The sequence below is a fragment of the Halorubrum halophilum genome (assembly GCF_000739595.1).
GTDB lineage: Archaea > Halobacteriota > Halobacteria > Halobacteriales > Haloferacaceae > Halorubrum > Halorubrum halophilum.
The window spans coordinates 33,349-52,623 of the sequence record NZ_BBJP01000004.1 but is presented as its reverse complement, the minus strand read 5'-3'; the positions used below and the strand labels follow the sequence as shown (position 1 = coordinate 52,623).

Sequence of the window (19,275 nt, the reverse complement as noted above, 5' to 3'; positions counted from 1 at the left end):
AGTCTAATACCCGGGTCGCCGCGCGATCCCCCGTCGGGTCGTTCCCCGACCACCTCACGAACCGTTCGCCCACTACCTCCCGCGGGCGGATGCCCGCCGTTTTTACCCGTCAGTCTCGTAGCGACGCGCATGTACGGGGTCGTCACGCGAAACGCCGACGAGGTCGAGATGGAGCCGTTCGACCTCGGCTTCTACGAGGTGAAAGACGTCACGGGACGGGCGGCCGCGCCCCTGCCGAACGCCGTGAACATGGTGTCGTGTTTCGGCGACAACGCCGCCGCGAGCGAGAATCCCGACCTCGTCCCGGTCGACGAGCGCGGCGAGCCGGCGACCCGCGACCGCGACTACTTCGACTGGGCGTACATCTGCCCGACTCACCCGGAGTACCGCGAGGGACTGCTTGAGATCATCGAGGACTGCGCCGCCGAGAACGACGACGTGCGCCTCGACGACGTGGGGTTCCCGCGCGAGGGGTTCTGCCGCTGCGACCGCTGCGAGCGGCTCTTCGCCGAGAGCGACCGCGAGGACCGGACCGACTGGCGCGCGGACGTGATCACCGAGTTCGTCGCCGACGCCGCCGACCGGATTCCCGGTCGGGTGTTGCTCACGCTGTACCCGGACCCCTACCCCGGCCACCTCCGAGCGCGGGCCGGGCTCGATCTCGATCGGCTCGCCGAGCACGTCGACGAGTTCGTGGTCCCGCTGTACGACACCGAGTACGCGACGACCTACTGGCTGGAGACCATCGCCCGCGGGTTCCGCTCGCGGCTCGGCGGCGACTACGACCTGCACGGTGCGCCCCCGGAGACGCCGTTCTCGCTGGAGCTGTACGCGGTCGAGGTCGACGTCGACGACCTGATCCACGCCGCTGAGGTCGCGGAGCGCTACGCGAAGGACGTGTTCTTCGGCTACGACGCCAACAACGCCGCCGCCGCGCTCCGCCGGAAGGACGCCGACGAGCGCGAGGGCGAGGTCCACCGACCGGAGTGACTCATCCGACGGAGTGACACGAACGGGGCCGCGTGAACGAGGGTTTAAGTACCGGAGCGGCCGACGTTCACTCGACCGGCCGCCGGTGTGCGACACCACTGGTCGTCTCGCGTTCGCGTGAGGCGGCCACCTTTCAACGTCCGCACCGTAGCGGCGGTCGCCCTACAGTGCTGAGCCGACGGCTCGTCGATCGGTTCTCAGAGATGACGGATACGGCCCTGTCGAAGTCTTCTCCTTAGAGATGTCTTCGTCCGCGACGATTGGCCAGTGAACAGTAGCTCTTGAGCGGTCGCGGGAGTATGTACTGCAGATCGTCGGTGGCGGGAGCATATTTAAAAAGACTTGAGCGACAGCGCCGATCTCTTATAAATGAACGCGGCGGTGGCGCGCGCCTCCGAGCGCCCAAAGGGCGCGAGGAGCGTCGTGCGAGGGAGTCGGTCGTCCGGAGCGAAGCGACGGGCGACCGACGAGGCTGGGGAGGTGTGAGGTGCGGTTGCGGGCGGGTGGGACTCAAAGGGGCAGCCGGTAAGGCGGGCGCAGGCGACACAAGCACCGCAAGGAGCGAGTGAAACGAGCGACTGAGGAGCGCAGCGAGCGTGCGCCCGCCTTACCGGTTGGGGCTTTGAAGGTCTTCACCGCAGAGCCATCGACCGCTTATAAACAGCCGACAGCAAGCCCACTCGATCACTGATAAACAATCACACTTGAGACGTACTACACACACTCCCGCTATCAATCGCCGCAGATCCTGTACCGACAGGAACCGGGTCCGATCTCTCACTCTATCCCAACCTCGACAACTCTCTTATAACCAACCGCAGAATACCTTATAAATCTCTCCTACGCAAGCTCCGCGATCACGTCGCCGATCCGGTCGATCGCGGCGTCTACGTCGTCGCGGTCGACGTCGAGGTGGGTGGTGAACCGCGTCGTGTACTCGTCGAACTCCACGCAGCCGACGCCGGCGTCCTTGCAGGCCGTCACGAGGTCGGCCGCCGCGATTCCGGCGTCCTCGGTGTGCGCGACGACGATGTTGGTGTCGGGCTCGGGCGCGCTGACCCCGTCGAGCGCGTCAAGGCCGGCGGCGAGCCGCTCGGCGTTGGCGTGGTCGTCGGCGAGCCGGTCGACGTTCTCCAGCGCGAGGAGGCCCGGCGCGGCGATCATCCCGGCCTGTCGCATCCCGCCGCCGAACAGCTTGCGGACGCGGCGGGCCTCGTCGACGAACGCCTCGTCGCCGGCGACGATCGAGCCGACGGGCGCGCCGAGCCCCTTGGAGAGACAGAACGTGACGGTGTCGACGGGGGCGACGATTTCGCTCGCGTCGACGCCGAGCGCGACCGCGGCGTTGAACACGCGCGCGCCGTCGAGGTGGACCGGCACGTCAGCGTCGCGGGCGACCTCAGCGGCCGCGGCGATCCGGTCGACGGGGATCGCCGTCCCGCCGCGGTAGTTGTGGGTGTTCTCCAGCGAGAGGAGCCCGGTGCCGGGGCGGTGGAGATCCTCGTCGACGAGCCCCTCGCGGACCGCCTCGGGCGTCGGGACGCAGCGCTCGCCCGCGTCGATCGTCCGGGTCTGGGTGCCGGAGAGCTTCGCGGCGCCCGCCAGCTCCCAGCGATAGACGTGGGACTCGCGCTCTAAGAGGAGCTCCTGTCCGGGTTCGGTGTGGACGTGGACGGCGATCTGGTTGGCCATGGTTCCGGAGGGGACGTACAGCGCGGCCTCGGTCCCGACCGCGTCAGCGGCGCGGCGCTCCAGCTCGTTGACCGTCGGATCGTCGCGGTACACGTCGTCGCCGACCTCGGCGTCGCGGGCGGCCTCCCGCATCGCCTCGGAGGGCGTCGTGACGGTGTCGGATCGCAGGTCGATGGTGTCCTCGTCGGTGTCCATTCGTTGCCGGCGGTTCGGCTCCGGGGCAGAAATAGGTCGCGTTCCGGGCGGGGCCGACCGCCTCCGTACGGTGAGCGAGCGCCGGCTTCCGGGTCCGGTCCCTTCTTAACTGACGCGGCCGATCTGCGGGGTATGACGACGGAAGCCGCAGTCGACGACGCAGCCGACGCCCCCGACGCGTACGACGACCTCTTGGACCGCGTTCGACGCTGGAACGCGGTCGGGAGCGCCGCCGGCGTGCTCGGGTGGGACCAGCAGGTGATGATGCCCGAGGGCGGCACCCCCGCCCGGTCGAAGCAGCTCTCGACGCTCTCGTCGATCCGCCACGACATGGTCACCGACGAGGAGACGGGCGACCTGCTCGACGAGCTCGCCGACGCCGACCTCACCGACGAGCGGGCGGCGGTCGTCCGCGAGGTCCGTCGCGACTACGAGCGCGCCGACGCCGTCCCCGTCGAACTCGTCGAGGAGATCTCCGAGACGGGCACGGAGGCGCTGCAGGCGTGGGAGGAGGCGAAGGCCGAGGACGACTTCGAGAAATTCGCTCCCCACCTGGAGAAACACGTCGAGCTGAAACGCGAGTACGCCGAGCACATCGACCCCGACCGGGACCCCTACGAGGTCCTCTTCGAGGAGTACGAGCCGTGCCTCTCGATGGAGCGCACGGAGTCGATCCTGACGGAACTGCGCGAGACGCTCGTCCCCATGATCGACGCGATCCGCGAGTCCGACGCCGACCTCGCCGTCGACACCTTCGAGGGGGTATTCCCCGAAGAGGAGCAGGAGGCGCTCGCGCGCGAGACCCTCGAACTGGTCGGCTACGACTTCGACCGCGGCCGGCTCGACGTCTCCTCGCACCCGTTCACCGCAGGCAACCAGTTCGACTGCCGCGTGACCACCCGGTTCGACGAGTCCGACCCGCTCGGCGCCATCGGCTCGACGGTCCACGAGTTCGGCCACGCGCAGTACAACCTCGGGCTTCCGCAGGAGCAGTTCGGAACTCCGCTCGGCGAGTCCCGCGACCTGTCGGTCCACGAGTCGCAGTCGCGGCTCTGGGAGAACCACGTCGGCCGCAGCCGGGCGTTCTGGAAGCTGTTCCTCCCGACCTTCAAGGAGCACTTCCCGGAGACCGATGACGCCACCGTCGAGGACGCGTATCAGGCGTTCAATCAGGTCCACGAGGACAACCTGATTCGGGTCGAGGCCGACGAGCTCACCTACCACCTCCACATCGTCGTCCGGTTCGAGATCGAGCGCGACCTGGTCCGCGGCGACCTCGCGGTCGAGGACGTGCCCGAGGTCTGGAACGACAAGTACGAGGAATACCTCGGGATCCGCCCAGAGAACGACGCCGAGGGCTGTCTGCAGGACATCCACTGGAGCCACGGCAACTTCGGCTACTTCCCGACCTACTCGCTCGGCTCCGTGATGGCCGCGCAGCTGTTCGCGGCCGCCGAATCGGAGATCGACGACCTCGACGACAAGATCGCGGCGGGCGAGTTCGACGATCTTCAAGAATGGCTCGGCGAGAACGTCCACCGGCACGGCTCGCGCTACGAGACGAACGAGCTGGTGAAGCGGGCGACCGGCGACGACTTCTCGGCGGACGCCTTCACCGACTACGTCGAAGAGAAGTACGGCGAGCTGTACGGGATCTAGCTCGCGCACCTAGCAGCCGGGATTTTTACCGACACGCCGCGATACGCAGCGCATGATCGGCCAGATTTCTCCGCCGAAATGGGCGACAGACATCTTCTCGGCGTACAATCAGGTGTTTTCGGAGCTGTTCTGGTTTCTCGTGGGGTTCGGAGTTATCTATCTCGTCGGCCAGGCGTTTCTCATTCCCCTCATCACCCGCGTCGTCAGAACGCGTAACCGGAATAATCCCACGATCGAGACCGCGGCGAAGACGTATCTTCAGGTGCTTCTGATCGGGTTTGCGATCCTCACGGGCATCATCGCCGCCGGCTACGGGCGGGTGCTCTCCGAGTCGGCGGTCATTATCGCGGCGCTCACGTTCGCTCTCGGGATCGCCGGTCAGCAGGTGTTCGGGTCGCTCATCAGTGGAATGTTCCTCGTCGCCGACCCGGATTTCAACGTCGGCGACTGGATCGAGTGGCAGGGCGGGAGCGGCACCGTCGAGGCGGTCGACTTCCGCGTCACTCGGGTCCGGACGCCGGACAACGAGACCGTCTCGATCCCCAACACCGAACTCACGACCAACGCCATCACCCGGCCCTACGGTCGGAATACGTATCGAATCACGGAGCAAGCGTACGTCGCCTATGACGAGGACGCAGAGCGGGCCCTACTGGAGTTACAACGGATCGCCGCGGCTCTCGATCCGGTTCTCAGTGACCCGGCGCCGAACACACGCCTCGTCGAACTCGGCGAGAACGCGATCACGATACAGGCGGAGTTCTGGATCGACGATCCGAGAGATAGGGACCTGACGACGATCCGCTCTGACTTCCGCCGGACGGTGAAACGGCGCTTCGACGAGGAGGGGATCGCGCTCGCGCCCCCGTCTGCGCAGTCACTCTCGGGGGAAGTGACCGTGACGGAGCGTGCCCCCGAGTCATCCGCTTCGAGCGGCGACTGAACGCGACCGCGACAGAGCCGGCGGCCGGAAACACGCTGATCGACGAGGGTCGTTGGACTCCTCTTCGCCCTCCAGCGCGAGACGTTCTCCGCTCTCTTCGGTGATCCGGGATGTCGACAGCGCCGTTACGCTCCCAGCCGGAACCCCGTCATCAACACGATGAGCCCGAGCATGACGGCCGCCTCGAACAGTCCGACGACGAGGTTCTTCTTCTCGATCGCTTCGAGCCGCGAGGCGTCGGGATCCGGCGAGAGCGTCTCGTAGTACGCGCTGAGCTGCAGGCGGTGCGGGACCGCGAGCCCGAACGCGAACAGGCCCCAGCCGACGCCGAGCGCGAGCCCCGACCACCGCCCCGCGAACCCGTAGCCGAGCCCGATCTCGGGCGTCAGGAGCACCGTTCCCGAGAGCACCGTCGTCAGCGAGAAGCCGACGAGGAAGAAGACCGCCTTCGGAATGAGCGCGGTGTTCACCGCGGCCGACGCCTCCGCATCGAGCCCGCCGAGCGTCGGGCCGATGATCGCCGGGAAGATCAGCGCGAAGCCGAACCACACCGCGCCCGCCGCGACGTGCGTGTAGAAGAGCAGCTCCGTGCTCGAAAGGAGGAGGCTCGCGCCGAGGAAGACCAACGGAATAAGGAGACTCCCGGCTGCGAACGCCGGGTTCGCGGCGTTCGCGAGGTGCTGAACGCGCTCTATTACGTTCCCGTCCGCGACGCGACTGGTCTCGTGACTGACAGCCATGTGACAATGATCATTCAGTTATTTGATAGTCGTTGTGATCGACGCAATCACCGAAACGAGCGAGCCGACACGAACGACCCGAGGTCAGTCTTTCCTCGCGAGCGACCCGTATAGTTCCTCGTTTTGAATATGCGTGCTGAACTGCGCACAGAGACGGCAGCAGTCGGCCGCGTCGGAGAACGTTCGCACGCTGGCGTCCCATCGGGAGTGAACCGATCCGAGCATCGCGCTCCGGACAGACGGTTCGGTCGCGACCATCATTCGACGTGCTCGTTCCGGCGGCGTCGCCTCGGCCGCCGGTCGATCCATCTCCTCAGTAGCCAGCAGATCTTCGAACACGCTTCCGATCTCGATCCCGACGCCGAGGTTATCGCCCACCTGCGGGGCGATGAAGACGGTGTGGTCGTACCGTGCGGGTAGTATATAAATATCGGGTTTGTCAAAAATATTCGACTAGAGAACGGTTAAGTGAATTGCGATTTATCGCTCTCATGAGAGATGGGTGAAACAGATCGTCGGTCTCCGGGCGAGATACGCCGTCCCGAGCCGCCGCTCCCGGAGGAGAGCGGGCTGACGCTCGAAGAGTACCTCGCGATGCAGCAGGCGATCGGCCATCCGATGCGGTTCCGAATCCTCCGAACGCTCGTCGCGAACGACGAGCTGAGCGCGACCGAGCTGAATCGGGTGATCGGCGCCGACGCTCCCAACTTCCACTACCACCTCAGCGAACTGGTGGATGTCGGCCTCGTGGAGAAGCGTCAGCGACGCACCGCCGACAGCCAGGGGTTTTACACGTACTACCGACCGACCGGAATGGGGCGCGGGATCCTTGAACACGGCGTTGAGGAGTTGATGCGACGCGAACGAGAGTTCGACGACGCGTATTCGTAAACACGCTCCCGATTCCGCGATAACGATGCTCGCGGCTTCGCCGTTCGCCTACGAGACCTCCCATCCGGTCGGTCCCGCTACTCGCGGGCCACAGGCCCGCTCGTTTGTAGTGGTCTCACTGCGTTCGACCACTCACTTCTCGATGATGCTCTCCTCGACCGCCTCACCGAAGTGACGCGCCACGTCCTCGTAGTAGACGAGCGCCTCGTCGCCCTCCTCTAAGTCGGTGACCGCCTTCTTCCCGTCCGCGGTCGCGACCTTCACCGTCTCGGCGTTCTGGATCAGCGTCTCGATGCGGTCGACGCCCTCCTCCGTCTCGACCTCGGCCTGAATCCGGAACATCGGCCGCTTCTCGATCTTCACGCGCCCGACGATCGCCTCCCGGGTGTGGCCCGCGGTGTCGACGATCTGCACCTCGTCGCCGCTCGTCAGCTCCGCGAGGTAGTTGGTGCCGCCCTCGGCGTTGCGGACGTACGCGTGGACCGCGCCGGCGTTCACGCGGAACGGGCGCGACTCGACGTACGGCGACTCCGCGGTCTCGGCGTGGACGAAGAACAGCCCGCGCGACATCGACCCGACGAGCATCCCCTCGTCGTCGTCCATGAGCGAGCCGGTGTCGATACAGACGCGGTCGGCCATCCCGGTGCGCTCGACCGCGGTCACCTCGGCGTGCCGGAGGTCGAGCGTCTCGCGGTCGGCGGCGTCGCGGGCGTCGACCGCGCCGCGGATCTCGTCCGGGGAGTCGGTGTCGAGAAGGACGCCGTCGGCGCCAATCTCCAGCGTCTCGAAGGCGGTCTTCGCCTCGGCGGCGGTGGTCGCGCCCGCGACGAGGTGCGTCTCCTCGCCGACCCGCGCGATCAGGTTCTCCAGCGGGATGATCGACCAGTCCTCGCCGACGACGACGGTGAACTCGGCGTCGTCGGCGGCCTCCTCGGCGAAGCGCTCGTACTCGGTGCCGAGCACCCGGACGTAGACGCCCTGTGCCCGGTCGTCGCGCCGCCGGACCGTCGTGAGGTCCGCGGACCCGGACAGGTCCTCGGGCATGTCGATCGTGCCGTCCCCCTCGCCGCCCTTCCCGACGAAGTAGGCGTCGGCCTCGGGACCGTTCTCGCCGTCGTCGATCACGTCCGCCTCGGAGCGGAACGCGGCGACCGAGATGTCGCCGAGGTCGCGGACGCGGCCCACGTCGGTCTCGTCGACGAGCACCCAGTCCGCGCCGGCCTCGATGGCGGCCGTGATCCGTCGCTTGCGCGCCTCCCAGTCGCCGACGTCCCCGTCGGCTTTCACCCAGACCGTGCGTGTCATTGTCGGAACCTCACGGCGGGCGTGCTTGAAAACTGCGGAAGGGTCGTGCGTTGCGGGCGACGGCGCGGCGTTCCGATGACAAAGCACTTACCAGTGAGATCACACTGTTTGAGTCAACGACCGAATGACGCCACCACGCCAGCGCCTCTCGAAGGCGGGTTCCCGATACGCGGCGGCACGCGAGTCCCTCCGCGAGCGGGCCACGCCGTCTCTCGGGATCGATCCGCGAGCCCTCGGCGCGTTCCGAATCGCGGTGGCGCTCTGCATCCTCGGGGACCTGCTAGTCTTTCGGCTTCCGGCGGTGAGGGCGTTTTACACGGACGGCGGCGTCCTTCCGCGTTCGACGCTTGCCGAAGTGTTCCCGCTGTTGGAGGCCGTCTCGATCCACGCGATCTCGGGGTCGATGTGGGTACAGACGGGACTGATAGCGGTCGCGGTTTGCGCCACCGTCGGCCTGCTCGTCGGCTATCGGACGCGGGCGTCGACGGGTCTCTCGGTCGTCCTGCTCGCGTCGCTGTACGCTCGGAACCCGTACGTGATCAACGGCGGGAACACGATTCTGGTCGTGTTCCTCTTCTTGAGCCTCTTTCTCCCGCTCGACGCCCGCTGGTCGCTGGGTGCGGATCGATGGGGCGATCGCACGGAGCGAGATACCGCCGGCGGGCGAGGTGCTGAGGAGCGAGAGGACGGCGTCGCTCCGCGAGTCTGTTCGCTCGGAACGGCCGTCACGCTCCTGACGCTCGTGTCGATCTACGCGGCGAACGCGGTCTCCAAGTACCGGAGCGACGCGTGGATGTCTGGTGTCGCGGTCCCTCGGATCTTCCAGTTAGGGGAGCTCACTGTCGGACTGGGGCCGCTTCTCTCGGAACACGCCGCGGTTCTCGCGGCGGTAAACTGGCTCTGGATCGCGCTCCTTTCGGCGTCCGTTCTGCTGGTCGTCGCGACCGGGTGGCTGAGGGCCGGGATCGCACTCGCGTTCGTCTCCGCGCACCTCGGCATGGCCGCGACGATGCGGCTCGGCGTGTTCCCGTTCGTCATGATCGCGATCCTGCTCCTGTTTCTCCCGCCCGGGGTCTGGAACTGCGTCGAGGCCGCCGCGTCGAAGCTCCACGGCTCCTCCGGGCCTGCGGAGCGGGCATACCGAAGCGGCGGCGACGCGAGCGAGACCGATCGAGACGACGGCGGAAGCGCGGCCGAGGTCGCGTCTCCGGTTCAGTCACGGGTTCGCCGCGGGATCCGGGTGGGAGCGGTCCTGCTGCTCGCGGGCTTCTTCCTCGCGCTCGTGTGGTGGCAGGCCGCGGGTGTCGGGCTTGTCGATCTCCCGGCGTCGGAATCCGGCGGCGAACTGTCGGAGGTGAGCTGGTCGTTCTTCGCGCCGAACCCGCCGGACGCCTCCAGCTGGTACGTCATCCGGGGGACGCTCGAATCGGGCGAATCGATCGACGTGCACCACGGGGAGGCGGTCACGTACGACCGACCGCCGGACGCTGCGGAGGCCTATCCGACGACCCTCTGGCACCAGTTCGGATTCAGGATGAAGAACGCCGGGGAGTCGCGGTATCGACCGGTGGCGGCGTACGTCTGTGAGCGATCGGACCGCAGCGTGGAGTCCGTGACCGTCTTCCACGTCGAGCAGCCGGTCGATCCCAACGGGCCGGTGGGTGAGTCGGTGAGAGAAGAGCGGATACGCGCCGCCTGCTGAGCCTGAACGTCGAAACGGATCGGACCGCTACGCCTCGACAAACCCGCCCGCGGCGAGCGCGTCGTCGACGCTCGCGTCGTCGTGGACGACCGCCGACACCGCGCGGGCGATCCCCTCAGGGTCCTCGTGCTGGAAGATCGATCGCCCCATCGACACGCCGGCCGCGTCGCCGTCCATCGCGCCGCGCACCATCTCGACGGTGTCGCGGTCGGTCCCCTTCGAGCCGCCGGCGATGACGACCGGGAGCCGGGTCGACTCCGTGACGCGCTCGAAGGAGTCGCCGTCGCCCGAGTAGCCCGTTTTCACCACGTCGGCGCCGACTTCCTCGGCGAGCCGTACCGCGTGCCCGAGCGCCTCGGGATCGGTCTCGTCGACGCCGGGTCCGCGCGCGTACGCCATCGCGAGCACGGGGAGGCCGAGGCGGTCGGCGTCGGCGGTCAGCTCCGCGAGCTCTTCGATCTGGTCCGGCTCGTGGTCGGAGCCGACGTTGATGTGGAAGGAGACGGCGTCGGCGCCCGCGCGCACCGCGTCCTCGGCAGTGCCGGTGACGCGCTTGTCGCTCTCGTCGGGGCCGATCGTCGTCGATCCGTTGAGGTGGACGATGTAGCCCGCGTCGTTCTTGTTCTCGTGGACGCGCGGCGCGATCCCCCGCTGGGTGAGCACCGCGTCCGCGCCGCCGCTCGTCACGCCGTCGATCGTCGACTCGATGTCGACGAGGCCGTCGACGGCGCCCATCGTGAGCCCGTGGTCCATGGGGACGATGAGGTACCGGTCGTTCGTGGAGATGCGGTCGAGTCGTGCCGAGAGTCCTGCTGTCATGATGGTGTCGGTCGTTGTGTGAGAGTGTGGCAATCGTAGGTAAGTGGGTTTCGTTCGGGGACGTATTGGCTCGAAGCCGCGATCACCGCGACTCCGCCGGCTCGACGCGCGCGGCGTAGCCGCGCTCGGCCCCCTCCTTCAGTTCCCGCGAGAGCGCCTCCAGCCGGTCGGCGATCTCGGCGGTCGACAGGTCGTCCTCGACGCCCTCGGCGACGATGTCGACGAGCGCCGAACCGACGATGATCCCGTCGGCGCCGCCGGCGACGATGCGCTCGGCGTGCTCGCCCGCCGAGATGCCGAACCCGACGGCCTTCGGCACGTCGTACTCGCGGAGCCGGTCGAGGCTCTGGGTGGTCTGGTCGGACACGTCGTCGCGGGCGCCGGTCGTGCCGAGCCGGGCCTGGACGTACACGTACCCGGACACGCGCTCCATGAGCCGGTCGAGGCGGTCCGCGCGCGTGGTGGGCGCGACGATGAAGACGAGGTCGAGCCCGAACTCGTCGCAGGCCTCCCGCAGCGGGTCGGCCTCCTCGGCCGGGAGGTCGGGGACGACGAGCCCCTCGATGCCGGCCGCGGCGGCGCGCTCGACGAAGGGTCGGGGGCCGGCGCTCGCGGTTTCACCGCTCGCGTCCGAGGCGCTCCGCGCCTCGCTATCCCCGTACTGGTAAATGAGGTTATAATACGTCATGCAGACCAACGCGGCGTCCACATCCAGCTCCTCCGCGAACGCGAAGAACCGGTCGGGCGTCATCCCCGCGTCGAGCGAGCGGACGAGCGCTTCCTGAATCGTCGACCCCTCCGCGATCGGCTCGGAGAAGGGAAGCCCGAGCTCGATCACGTCAGCGCCGCCGCGGTCGAGCGCCTCGACGTACGCCTTCGAGGACTCGTAGTCCGGGTCGCCGACGACGAGGTACGGGACGTAGGCGGGACCGTCGGCGAACGCCTCGGCGATGGCCTCCGAATTTCCGGTATCGGCCATTCAGATCCCCCCCGTGAACATCGACATGTCGGGCGCCTCGTCGATGTCGCGCTGGTCCGTCTCCTCGATGGCGGCGTCGAGGTCCTTGTCGCCGCGCCCGGAGACGTTGACGACGACGCGCTCGCCGAGGTCCTCGTGGTGTTCCTCCAAGAAGCCGAACGCGTGCGCCGTCTCCAGCGCGGGGATGATCCCCTCCGTGGAGGAGAGCCGGTGGAACCCCTCTAACGCCGCGTCGTCGTCGACGGCGACGGGGCTCACCCGCCCCTCGTCGACGAGGTAGGCGAGCTCGGGGCCGACGCCGGCGTAGTCGAGCCCGGAGGAGATCGAGTGGCTCTCCATTATCTGGCCGTCGGAATCCTGCAGGAGCTTCGTGCGCGCCCCGTGGAGCACGCCCTCGTCGCCCGCGTACAGCGACGCCGAGTTCGGGGCCACGCCCGCTTCCTCGTCGACCTCCAGCGTCGAGCCGCCGGCCTCGACCGCGTGGAGGTCGACCGACTCGTCGTCGACGAAGTCGGCGAACGCCCCCATCGTGTTCGAGCCGCCGCCCGCGCAGGCGACCACGTCGGTCGGGAGCCCGCCCGTCTTCTCGATCGACTGCTCGCGCGCCTCCTCGGAGATGACCGCCTGGAAGTCGCGGACCATCACCGGGAACGGGTGCGGGCCGACGATCGACCCGATCACGTAGTGGGTGTCCTCGACCGTCTCCGCCCAGTCGCGCATCGTCTCGGAGATGGCCTCCTTGAGCGTGCCCCGACCCGTCGTCACCGGCTTCACCTCCGAGCCGTTGAGCTTCATCCGGAACACGTTGGGTCGCTGGCGGTTGATGTCGCGCTCGCCCATGTAGATCGTACAGGGCATGTCGAGGTGCGCGGCCGCCATCGCGGTCGCGGTGCCGTGCTGGCCGGCGCCCGTCTCCGCGATGATCCGCTCTTTGCCCATGTACTTCGCGAGCAGGACCTGCCCGAGCGCGTTGTTCAGCTTGTGGGCGCCGCCGTGGAGGAGGTCCTCCCGTTTGAGGTACACCTCCGTGTCGTAGCGCTCCGAGAGCCGGTCGGCGCGCTGAAGCGGCGTCGGCCGCCCGCCGAAGTCCGCGAGTCGCTCGCGGAACTCGTCCATGAACCCGTCCTCGTTGTCGAGGACGTAGCGCTCGTAGGCGTCTGTCAGCTCCTCGATCGCGGGCATCAGCGCCTCCGGGACGTACTGGCCGCCGTAGCGGCCGAACTTCCCGTCGTCGCGGCCGCGCTCGCGGCCGGGCCGTCGCGAAAGCTCTCCAACCTCGCTCGTCGATGATTCGGTCTCGCTCATGTGGGTGTCTCCGTGGTGTCTCTGGTGTCGCTCTCGTCGTCCGCCTCCGCCCGCACCAACTCACGCGTGTTCGCCTCCACGTCGCCGTCCATGATCGCGCTACCGACGAGGAGGGCGTCGGCGCCCGCCGCGCGCATCCGGCGAACGTCGGCGAGCGAGCCGATGCCGCTCTCGGCGATCAGCGTCACGTCGTCGGGGACGCGGGGCGCCACCGACTCGAAGGTTTCGAGGTCGACGACCAGCTCGGCGAGGTCGCGGTTGTTCACGCCGATGATCGTCGCGCCCGCGTCGAGCGCGCGGTCCAGCTCCTCGCGGTCGTGGACCTCGACGAGGACCTGGAAGCCGCGGTCGCGCGCGGCAGCGAGCAGGTCGGGGAGGTCGTCACCGACGAACCGCGCGATCAGCAGGACCACGTCGCTTGCGACGGCGTCGAGCTGCGACTCGGCGACGACGAAGTCTTTCCGGAGGACTGGCACGTCGACTGCCTCGCGCACGCGGTCGAGCGTGTCGGTGCTCCCGCCGAAGTGCGCCGGCTCGGTGAGCACGCTCAGCGCGGCCGCGCCGCCGGCGACCATCCCCTCCGCGAGCGCGACCGGATCGTCCTCGCGGGTGCCCTCCGTCGTCGGGCTCGTGGGCTTCACCTCGGCGATCACGGGGACGCGCCCGTCGGCCTCGGCGCGGTCGAACGCCGCCCGCAGGTCACGCGGCTCGACGGCGACCTCGCCGGATCGGCCCTCGGCCGCCCGGTCGCGGGCCGCCGACAGGATCGATCTGACCGCCGGGGCCAGCTCGGATTGATCCTCCATTAGTGTACACTAATGCACGTATCTGTTCATAAGGCTTGCGGGGGAAGGGGACGTGAAGGAATCTCAGAACGTCAACGAGTGGTACTATCTATAAAATACTATTACCGCCGTCGCCACGCGCGTCCGGACGCTCGGATAGGCGGAGCGGTTCGACGCATATTTCGCCGTTGGCGGCGACCTCCTCGTGAATGAGTCGCTACCGGACGGCCGGCCGTTACCTGCTACTGTGTGCCGTCTGGGGAACGGCGTTTATGGCGACGGATGTCGGCCTCGCGGACCTCCCCGCGGTGCCGTTCGCGGCCGTGCGCTTCGACATCGCCGCCGCGCTGCTGTTCGCCGCCGTTTTCGCCTCCGGTACTGAGTTCCGCCCCCGAACTCGGGACGACTACGTCTACGTGCTCATCGGCGGCGCGCTCATCATCGGCGCCCACCACGCGTTCCTCTTCGCCGGCCAGCGGTACGTCACGGGCGGCGTCGCCGCCGTTCTGTTGGGTCTCGTCCCCGTGGTGACGCCCGCGCTCACGCGCCTCGTCTCCACCGACGCGGAGTTCACCGGCGCCACCGCGCTCGGCGTCGCGCTCGGGTTCGTTGGCGTCATCATCATCGCTGACCCCGACCCCGCAAACATCGCGGACAGCGTCCTCGGTGTGTCGCTCGTGCTCGCGTCCGCGCTCGCGTTCGCCGTCGCCGCGGTCGTCACCCACAGCCGATCACCGTCGATGCCGTTCCTCTCCACGCAGGCGTGGATGATGGCCGTCGGCGCGGTCGTCCTCCACGCCGCCGTGCTTGCGCTCCCCGGCCAGTCGTTCGCGGCCGCCACGTGGACGCCGTCCGCGCTCGGCGCCATCGCGTACCTCTCCGCGGTCGCCGGCGTCGGCGGCTTCCTGCTGTACTTCACACTCCTCGATGACCTCGGCCCAATCGAGATGAGCTTCATCGAGTACGTGATTCCCGTGTTCGCGGCGCTGGCAGGCTGGCTCGTGCTCGGGCAGGACGTGACGCCAGCGACCGTCGCCGGATTCGCGTTCATCTTCGCGGGGTTCGTCGCCGCGAAGTGGCGGGCGCTGCCTCGGCCATAGCGGTACGAACAGTTGGTGGCTCCACCAGTATCACCCACGCCGAGAGAACTCACGGCGCCCGCTGTCTGCTCGTCTCTGCAGACGATACCCCTGCTCGGAATCGGCCCCGAGGGAACGACGCCGACGCGACACCCGCTGTCGGTCGACGGCGATCCTGAGTAACCGACCATCCGGAACCACCGAACCCCGGAGACGCCACCGAGAGCGCGACCCTCCGGAACCGTTCGGAACCGGCCGGGCCACAGTAATCCGTGCGTCGAGGCGACCCCGACACATGCCGAGTGACGACGGCGCGACCAGCCACCGCGCGACGATCGACCGCCCGTAGCTTGAGCGCGCGGTTGACGCCCTCGAGTCGGGTCTTCAGACGGTCGAATAGCGCACGACAGACAACAGCCTCGGTGACACGGATCACCCGTTCGAACGCTCTGAGAATGGTCGTGGAGACGATCCACTCGTCGTGATCGTTGGTGGTGGCGCGATCACACGAAGCCACAGTGGTCGCCGTTGAAGTGGCCTCGGGACGAAGCGGAGCCGTGACGGACGATTCGGCTCCGAACGACGAAACCGAGGTACCGACCGTTTCGTGTACTCGTTGTGATCGAGAGTGGACACTCGACACCGAGTTTGCCGATCTCGGTCCGGGAAGCCATGCGATCGAGCAGTTCGCGCTCGACCACGAGCGTCACACCGGTCACTTCCCGGATGACGTGACTCCGTGGATCGTTCAGTGCCAGCGCTGCCCGGACGGTGACCAGTTTCTCTCAGAGCGACCCGCTCGGCGCTGGGCAGAGGCCCATGCGCGGCATACACGTCACGCCGTTCGTCTCGAAGGACCGACCGGCGTTGACGACGTCGTTTCGGATGACGACGATGAGACCCACGCGTAGGAGTTATGCTCCCTCAACCGCGCCTCTCGGTGGTGCTTTCGGTTATGCTGTCTCTCGATATTTCCCCGAATGCTAATCGTCCAAGCCCCGTTGGAACTCTATATTCAGTACAATATTTTGTAGAATAAACAGGCGCCCCCTGTTACGTATGTGTCCCGTGAGAGGATGTCAAAAGGCTCCCTTACCCGTCTTGGTCGAACGGTTCGCGGTGGAGTGCCTCGCTCTCGTTGAAGACGACGACGGCCATCTCGGGTCTCGTGTCGACCGTGACACTCATCTCGTCGCCGGCGGCCACCTCGTCGGCGTCGGGATCCCACGGGCGCAATCCCTCAGTCGCCGGTTCCACGACCACGTCAACGCGGTCGGCGTCCAGTGTGTCACCGCCGACGTGGGAGACCGTCACGACGCCTCCCTCGGCGTCGTCGGCCGGTTCATACGCGACCTCGAACGTCGCCTGCGGGGGAATCACGTGCTCCGTCACGGTTCGGGTCTCGCCGCCGGCCGTCCACTCGACAGCAACCGTTGTACCGGCGGACAGATCGCCGAGCGACAGCGTCTCCCCACCAGTCAGCCGGTCCGTCTCGTCGGCAGGCTGGTCCGGTGCGGGTTCACCGTCGATCAGAACCCGGAAGGCGTCGGCGTCGCGGCGAACCTCGCCGACGTAGCGGAGCGTCGTCGCTGACGCTTCGTCGTCGTCTCCGTCATCGACGACGAATCCGCGGCGGGGGGTCCCCGAGAAGTGAGCGACGGAACTGGTCGCCGAACCGTTCTCGAACTCGGTGTGGACGCTGACGATCACGGTTTCGTCGAGCCCGACGTCGTCGACCGTGATCGTGTCTCCCGCCGTGAGTTCGTCGTGCTCGACCGCAAACGCCGGCTCCTGATCGCGTTCTCGCCCCCGTGATCCGTCGGCGCCGTTCACCGACACGCGCAGCCGATCGGGGTCAGCGGGTTGTTCACCGACGTACTCGATCGTCATGGCCTCGGCGTCAACGTCGTAGGTCGCCGCGACCGCGTCGCCTGCCGTGGTCGCGCCGCCGAGATGGTGGTCGCGGTCGCCGCCGGTCCACACGAGTCGGACCCGCGAGAGCGGCGGCACCGGAGCGCTGAACGAGTCGTCGGGTCCGAACTCGTCGAGTTCGTCCGCGGGCTGGACATCGGTCGGGGTCCGACCGGCCTGAAGCTCTAACTCCGAAGCCGGAAGGGCCCGGCCGCTCCGATGCTGGACCGTGATCTCGCCCGCGTCCGGGTCGTACTCCATCGACGCGCGCGTGTTCGGGACGACCTCCTCTTCGGCGATGACGGTCGGCTCGTCCGGCTCGCGCCACTCGACTGCGACTGTACTCCCCAGTGGAAGGTCGCCGAGAACCAGCTCCTCGTCGCCCGAGAGCGTGTCGTGCTCGTCGGCGAACTGCACGTCTGTGGGCTCTCCGTCGTTCAGCGTCACGAACGCGTCAGCGGGACGAGACTCCTCTCCGTTGTACTGTACCGTAGTCCCTTCCTCGGGGCGCGAGTGGATCCAAACGCGCGGGGGACGGGCACGGTAATGGACGAGCGAGCCGCCACCCCGAGGTTGTTCAACGTCGAACTCCAGCTGTACACTGTCGCCAATCGACACGTCCTCGACGGTGACAGCGTCGTCGGGTTCGAGCGTTCCGTCGGTCAATTCGTCTCCGACCGTTTGGACGCCGTCCTCGCCGCGGTGGACCAGCCGAAGGGTGTGTGCGTCGGCGGGGCGTTCGGCCTCGTAGCCGAGCTCCACCGTCTCGGCACTCATGTCGTAGTCGACGGCGAACGCCTCGCGGTCGACCCGTTCGCGAGCGTACGTGTCGTAGACGTTCGCGTCCGGGTCGAACCACCGCAGCGTGACGGTTGCGATCAGTCCGGTCTCGATCGCGATCTCGTCGCCGGCCGTGAATTCCTCGCCGTCGAGGACCGCGTCGCTCACCTCCTCGCCGTCGTGCCACACCTCCAGCTCGTCGGCCGGCACCGGCTCGCCCTCGACGTGTTCGAACGTCACTGTCCCGGCGGCACGGTCGAACTGCGACCGGACTCCGGCGTCCGGCGACGCCTCGCGGTCGAGTTCCGGCGGGGCCTCGACGACCGCGTCGACGAGCACGAGTCCGTCAGTTCGGGTGACCTCCATCTCGACCGGGACGGCGGGATCGACGGAACTCACGAGTCGCTCGATGGTCTCGTCGTCGAGCCCGCGGGCGTCAGCAGCCGGGCGAATCACGTACGCGTTCTCCGCGGTTCCGTCGAGGTCTCTGAGATCGTCAGGGTCGGTCTCGAAGCCGACAGCGAATGCGTCCACGTCGTCGGGAACCGCGGGCGGAAACGGACCGCCGGCGGCGTCCGGAACCAAAAGCACCGTTTCGAACCCACCGAGACGAGGGAGGGCAGCCGTGCCCAACGGCGATTCCGCAACGCGGTCGGCCTCACCGGCGGCCGCACGGCCGGCGGCGCGAGCAGCTTCGAGCCGCCAGTCGGTCGTGGCGTCTCCTGACGTGTCCGAACGACCGCGAGGACTCGGCGGACTCTCGTTGCCGGTCGCGGCGGCCGCCACGCCCTCGCCGGTGACGAACGCGGTCTCACCGTCATCGGTGAGTCGCCAGCCGGCGGGGAGTTTGTCCGTCGTCTCGGCCTCCGTGGGGATGTCGTCGTTTGACGCACCGTCTCCCTCGCCGACCGCGATCGTCTCACCGTGGTCGAGTCGGTCAAACCCGCCGGCTGCCGCCAGCAGTTGGAACCCGCGTTCGGACGGCGTGACCGCGACCGTCGCAGCCAACTCGTCGGCGTCGATGTCGAGCCGCTCGGTCACGGAACGGGCGCGGTAGCTCAGGTCCTCCGCCGCGTCGGCGTCGATGCGCTCCGCAATGACCGTCGCGTACGTCGTCGACAGCGCGTCGCCCGCCGGAACGGGGAGGAATGCGTCGGCGAGCGGGCCCGACATGTCGAGGTCGAGATCGGTCGGTCGGCCGGAACTCTGCGCGTCGGTTTCGGGGTTCAGAACCCCTGTCAGCGCTGCGAGCGTCAGGGCGCTTCCCCCGAGGAAGCCCCGACGGGAGGGTCGTACCATACCCAGGGGACATCGACGCCATCTATAAAAAGGAACGATGGTACAAATCGTCGTTGTAGTCTCCAAGTGGTAGCCGCTCCTTGTTCTATCGCTGACCGTCAACTTGCGGATGCGGCCGCGGAGCGATGGGGAGTGGTTTGGATTTGCTCGCTTTCACACTCCAACTGTTGCTGTTCATCTCGTACATGAAGACTATTTGTC

At 67.6% G+C, this 19,275-nt stretch carries 15 protein-coding genes and 1 pseudogene; 7 read left to right on the top strand and 9 right to left on the bottom strand.

Annotated features, from left to right (window positions below):
• The first annotated feature begins 129 nt into the window (after nucleotides 1-129).
• Nucleotides 130-990 carry a hypothetical protein gene (locus tag ACP96_RS01195; RefSeq protein ID WP_050031810.1) on the top strand — a complete coding sequence of 287 codons (861 nt, stop codon included), beginning with the start codon at nucleotides 130-132 and terminating at the stop codon, nucleotides 988-990.
• A gap of 840 nt (nucleotides 991-1,830) precedes the next feature.
• On the opposite strand, the gene ACP96_RS01190 is transcribed toward ACP96_RS01195, so the two are convergent.
• Entirely contained in the window at nucleotides 1,831-2,877 is a 1,047-nt protein-coding gene (locus ACP96_RS01190; protein ID WP_050031808.1) for a threonine aldolase family protein, read from the bottom strand.
• Between the two features lie 132 nt (nucleotides 2,878-3,009).
• Between ACP96_RS01190 and ACP96_RS01185 the strand changes: the two genes are divergently transcribed.
• Both ACP96_RS01185 and ACP96_RS01180 read left to right on the top strand, forming a co-directional pair.
• A complete protein-coding gene (locus ACP96_RS01185) occupies nucleotides 3,010-4,536 on the top strand; it encodes a carboxypeptidase M32 (RefSeq protein ID WP_050026272.1) in 1,527 nt (508 codons plus the stop codon).
• Between the two features lie 52 nt (nucleotides 4,537-4,588).
• Nucleotides 4,589-5,479, top strand: a complete 891-nt coding sequence (locus tag ACP96_RS01180) for a mechanosensitive ion channel family protein (RefSeq protein ID WP_050031807.1) — start codon at nucleotides 4,589-4,591, stop codon at nucleotides 5,477-5,479.
• Between the two features lie 125 nt (nucleotides 5,480-5,604).
• On the opposite strand, the gene ACP96_RS01175 is transcribed toward ACP96_RS01180, so the two are convergent.
• Complete coding sequence (locus ACP96_RS01175) at nucleotides 5,605-6,219, bottom strand: hypothetical protein (protein WP_050026275.1); 615 nt, start codon at nucleotides 6,217-6,219, stop codon at nucleotides 5,605-5,607.
• A gap of 84 nt (nucleotides 6,220-6,303) precedes the next feature.
• Nucleotides 6,304-6,618: pseudogene (locus ACP96_RS01170) on the bottom strand (DUF7509 family protein); the annotation flags it as partial.
• Between the two features lie 99 nt (nucleotides 6,619-6,717).
• On the opposite strand from ACP96_RS01170, the gene ACP96_RS01165 reads away from it, so the two are divergent.
• Nucleotides 6,718-7,110 (top strand): winged helix-turn-helix domain-containing protein, encoded by a 393-nt coding sequence (locus tag ACP96_RS01165; protein WP_050031806.1) that lies wholly within the window; start codon nucleotides 6,718-6,720, stop codon nucleotides 7,108-7,110.
• A gap of 132 nt (nucleotides 7,111-7,242) precedes the next feature.
• Here the strand turns inward: ACP96_RS01165 and ACP96_RS01160 are convergent, their stop codons facing one another.
• Nucleotides 7,243-8,415 carry a 3-dehydroquinate synthase II gene (locus ACP96_RS01160; RefSeq protein WP_050031805.1) on the bottom strand — a complete coding sequence of 391 codons (1,173 nt, stop codon included), beginning with the start codon at nucleotides 8,413-8,415 and terminating at the stop codon, nucleotides 7,243-7,245.
• Between the two features lie 124 nt (nucleotides 8,416-8,539).
• Between ACP96_RS01160 and ACP96_RS01155 the strand changes: the two genes are divergently transcribed.
• On the top strand, nucleotides 8,540-10,117 hold the full coding sequence (locus ACP96_RS01155; RefSeq protein ID WP_050031804.1) for an HTTM domain-containing protein: 1,578 nt from the start codon (nucleotides 8,540-8,542) through the stop codon (nucleotides 10,115-10,117).
• A 27-nt stretch (nucleotides 10,118-10,144) separates the two neighbouring features.
• On the opposite strand, the gene ACP96_RS01150 is transcribed toward ACP96_RS01155, so the two are convergent.
• From ACP96_RS01150 to trpC, 4 genes are all read right to left on the bottom strand, one after another.
• On the bottom strand, nucleotides 10,145-10,936 hold the full coding sequence (locus tag ACP96_RS01150; RefSeq protein ID WP_050023344.1) for a 2-amino-3,7-dideoxy-D-threo-hept-6-ulosonate synthase: 792 nt from the start codon (nucleotides 10,934-10,936) through the stop codon (nucleotides 10,145-10,147).
• A gap of 82 nt (nucleotides 10,937-11,018) precedes the next feature.
• Entirely contained in the window at nucleotides 11,019-11,915 is an 897-nt protein-coding gene (trpA, locus tag ACP96_RS01145) for a tryptophan synthase subunit alpha (RefSeq protein ID WP_050031803.1), read from the bottom strand.
• Nucleotides 11,916-13,220, bottom strand: coding sequence for a tryptophan synthase subunit beta (trpB, locus tag ACP96_RS01140; protein ID WP_050031802.1), 1,305 nt, complete (start codon nucleotides 13,218-13,220; stop codon nucleotides 11,916-11,918).
• Nucleotides 13,217-14,026, bottom strand: a complete 810-nt coding sequence (trpC, locus tag ACP96_RS01135; RefSeq protein WP_050031801.1) for an indole-3-glycerol phosphate synthase — start codon at nucleotides 14,024-14,026, stop codon at nucleotides 13,217-13,219. The genes trpB and trpC overlap by 4 nt, the downstream gene beginning before the upstream one ends.
• 188 nt (nucleotides 14,027-14,214) lie before the next feature.
• Between trpC and ACP96_RS01130 the strand changes: the two genes are divergently transcribed.
• Together ACP96_RS01130 and ACP96_RS19445 are read left to right on the top strand one after the other, a co-directional pair.
• Nucleotides 14,215-15,105, top strand: a complete 891-nt coding sequence (locus tag ACP96_RS01130; protein WP_050023338.1) for a DMT family transporter — start codon at nucleotides 14,215-14,217, stop codon at nucleotides 15,103-15,105.
• A gap of 512 nt (nucleotides 15,106-15,617) precedes the next feature.
• Nucleotides 15,618-15,995, top strand: a complete 378-nt coding sequence (locus ACP96_RS19445) for a hypothetical protein (protein WP_394296535.1) — start codon at nucleotides 15,618-15,620, stop codon at nucleotides 15,993-15,995.
• Nucleotides 15,996-16,176: 181 nt separating this feature from the next.
• Here ACP96_RS19445 and ACP96_RS01120 read toward each other — a convergent pair whose 3' ends face one another.
• A complete protein-coding gene (locus ACP96_RS01120) occupies nucleotides 16,177-19,074 on the bottom strand; it encodes a hypothetical protein (RefSeq protein WP_237561588.1) in 2,898 nt (965 codons plus the stop codon).
• Nucleotides 19,075-19,275 lie beyond the last annotated feature (201 nt).